This is a genomic window from Phaeobacter sp. (assembly GCF_022825805.1).
Classification (GTDB): Bacteria; Pseudomonadota; Alphaproteobacteria; order Rhodobacterales; family Rhodobacteraceae; genus Phaeobacter.
This window is the reverse complement of the sequence record NZ_JAJDWC010000129.1, coordinates 1-3289: the sequence shown is the minus strand read 5'-3', so window position 1 is coordinate 3289 and position 3289 is coordinate 1. Positions and strand designations below refer to the sequence as shown.

The window sequence follows — 3289 nt, the reverse complement described above, 5'->3', positions numbered from 1 at the left end:
GAGCGGTTCTTTGGCAGGCTGAAAGCCTCGTTCCGTCGCATCGCAACCCGATACGAAAAGACGTCACGCAATTTCCTGTCGATGATCAAACTGGCATCCGTCAGACTGTGGATCGAGTTTTATGAGTCGGCTGCCTAGTTTGGCCATCATCATGCCGGTGATCGTATTGGGTGGGATCTATTCCGGTATTGCCACTCCAACCGAAGCAGGCGCTGTTGCGCTGATTTATACGCTGATTGTCGGGATCATCATCTATCGCTCTTTGCCGATGCAAATCCTGTTCAATTCGACGGTTGAAGCCGCGCGCCTCACAGGTGCAATCTTGATGGTCCTGTTCTTCTTGTTTGTGATGAGCCGCGGCATGGTATTGGCAAAGGTGCCAACGCAATTTGCTGACCTGCTTCTGTCGATCTCAGACAACAAGATCGTTATCCTCCTGCTGATCAACCTGCTACTGCTGATCATGGGCATGATCATTGATGACGTCTCCGGCGGGGTGCTTGCCGCGATCATCCTGCTGCCGGTCACGCAGAAGATCGGCCTGGACCCGATCCATTTTGCTGCCATCGTCGGGACCAATCTGGGCCTCGGCAACATCTCCCCGCCTTGCGCGCCACTGCTCTACATGGCTGGCGGTGTCACTCGCCAACCGCTGTCGGTCTATGTCGGCCCGACCATGAAGTTCCTGCTGCTGGGGCATTTGCCGATGGTCCTGATCGTCACCTTCGTGCCGCCTGTGGCGCTGTTCCTGCCTGGTCTGCTGGACTGAACCTTAACGCTCAACACCTGTATAAGAAGGAAAACACCTCATGCTGGAAGAAGCCAAGAAACGCACCCTCGCCCTGCAAGACCGTATGCGTGAGGCGGGCATTGCCAAGGCGGTTTTCACCGATGAAAGCTCGATTGCCTATTTGGCTGGGTTTTGGGGGTATCTGGGGATTGAGTTCGGCCGCCCCACCATGCTGGTCGTCGATTCCAATGATGCCCCTATCGTGATCACCCCGCTGATGGAATCCGAGATGGTCGCAGAAATGACATGGGTCGAGGATGTGCGCACGTGGGAAGATATTGGTCAGCGCAGCTGGGGTCGCGCCCTGGCGGGCGCTTTGGGCGAACACCCCAAGGAAATTTGGATCGAACGTGGCACCATCCCTGCCATTGTGCGCAATCATCTTGATGACACCTATCCCAGCGTGTCGTTGAAAGATATCTCGCCAGTGCTGGGCGCCATGCGAACCATCAAAACCCCGTTTGAGATCGGTATCATGAAGGAAGCGGGCCAGATTGCCGGTGCATTGATGGCCGCCGCGCATGACAGTCTGCGCGAAGGGGCGCAGGAATATGAAAGCGCACTGGCCGTCATCGAGGCCGGTTCGCGCAAGGCGGCCACCTTCCTGACAGACAAAGGCTGGGACCGCTTTGTCTCGCCGATGATCCACAACCTGCAGATCCTGCAAAGCGGCAAGGACGCCTCGATGGTACACCGCCGCGCCAGTGTGAAGGCCTACGAGAAATTCGACCCGGTCTATTTCTGTTTCTGCAACATGGCGCAGTTCAAACAATACAAGCTGGGTTTTGACCGCATGTTCCATATCGGTGATGTGACTGATCAGGCCCGCGACGTACAAGAGGCCGCTATCGAAGCCCAGCAGGCCGCCATTTCCGTCATGCGCCCAGGCGTTCTGGCCGAGGATGTGGCCGCTGCTGCCAACGAGGTCTACCGCGCTCGCGGCTATGAGACAGGTTACCGCACTGGCCGTTCTATCGGTGTTGCCTACCTGGAGGCGCCCGAACTGAAAGCGGGGGACAAGACCGTGCTGCAGCCAGGCATGACTTTTGCGGTGGATGGCGGCATCTCGGTTGATGGCGTCACTGCGGGCCGGATCGGGGACTCCGTGGTGGTGACTGAAACCGGCACTGAATACATAACCAGTTACCCGCGTGAAATTCTCTTGAGCAAAGGGTGAATGATGGCAGACGGTGTAAATGTTGCGATTGCTCAAAGCCCGGCGGACCTTGAGGGTCCGCAGGCACGTATGACTTGGCTGGCTGAGTGTTTGTCCCGCCTTGACGGTCAGGAGATAGATCTTCTGCTACTGCCCGAGTTGTTTCTGACAGGCTACAACATTGGTGAGAAAGTGACGAAATGGGCAGAGCCTGTAGATGGGCCCGCGGCAGAGACAATTGCTGCGCTTGCTTATCGTCACAATATTGCGATTCACTATGGGTTTGCCGAGCGCGAGGGAGAGCGGATTTACAATGCGGCTTCCTGTATTGACCGGAACGGGACCCTTTTGGCCTGCCATCGGAAACTGCTGTTGCCGCCCGGGTTTGAAGGCGATCACTTCTGTCAGGGTGAGAGTTACACCTATTTCGAGATTGACGGGATAAAGGCTGCAACGCTGATTTGCTATGATGCGGAATTCCCGGAAGCCTTTCGTACTGTTGCAAGCGCTGGGGCGGAGCTGGTGTTGGTACCGACGGCGTTGGGTGCTCAATGGGGGGTCGTTGCGAACAACGTGATCCCGGCTCGCGCCTTTGAGAACGGGGTATATGTTTGCTACGCAAACTCCTCCGGGCACGAAAACGGCATGAACTACTACGGCGGCAGCTGCGTCATTGCTCCTAACGGGCAAGAACTGGCCAGAGCGGGAGCAAGTGTGGAGATTCTGCAAGCTCGCATTGGGAAAGACGCCGTTCACAATGCGCAACACCGCCTGCCATATCTGGTCGACCGGAAAAAACTCCCCAGAGTAAGTCAGCGAACACCATGAAGGGTGTCCGACAGGCTGCCGCGACTTGTTTCTGGGAAACGCCCTTGCCAGGTTCAGATCTACCAGCCATTGGCATGGTGCGTTGCTTAAGCACCGGATTGCGTGGCGCACTTCGACAAGAATGGCGTGGCAGCATGTTCGCCGTAAGTTCCTGGATGTTCGCGTGCAAATCTTCAAGGAAACGTGCTGTATTGTTGATGCAAAGCCCGGTACCCAGATATTGTCCCGGTGACATTGTTAGTCTGGTTTTAGCGGACAAATGAGTAGTGGAAGATAGAGCGCGGATTTACGAAATTAACAAGATTCTGAAGATGCACGGTCTTGATCACGGCAAGCGAGAGGCAGCCTTTCACCTCCTCTGGATCGTATTGCATCCAAATTCCAAATCGACATTTACCAAGACCATGTGTGACGATGGAAGCGTCCGCAGATTTCAACGCTGGACACTGTCTAACAATGGACGCGACAGCGAAATGAAAGTCGAACTCACATGGCCTGTGGGGCGGCCCCCCCCC

3 protein-coding genes and 1 pseudogene are annotated in these 3289 nt (G+C 55.9%); all 4 read left to right on the top strand.

The genetic code is table 11. The features are described 5' to 3' along the window. Positions 1-138 (top strand): annotated as a pseudogene (locus Q0C28_RS15100) (IS5/IS1182 family transposase); the annotation flags it as partial. Further along, positions 122-769, top strand: a complete 648-nt coding sequence (locus tag Q0C28_RS15095) for a TRAP transporter large permease subunit (protein WP_293577005.1) — start codon at positions 122-124, stop codon at positions 767-769. The pseudogene Q0C28_RS15100 and the gene Q0C28_RS15095, both read left to right, overlap by 17 nt. A 40-nt stretch (positions 770-809) precedes the next feature. Further along, positions 810-1967, top strand: coding sequence for a Xaa-Pro peptidase family protein (locus Q0C28_RS15090; RefSeq protein ID WP_293577003.1), 1158 nt, complete (start codon positions 810-812; stop codon positions 1965-1967). Between the two features lie 3 nt (positions 1968-1970). Beyond that, positions 1971-2774 (top strand): carbon-nitrogen hydrolase family protein, encoded by an 804-nt coding sequence (locus Q0C28_RS15085; RefSeq protein WP_293577001.1) that lies wholly within the window; start codon positions 1971-1973, stop codon positions 2772-2774. Positions 2775-3289 lie beyond the last annotated feature (515 nt).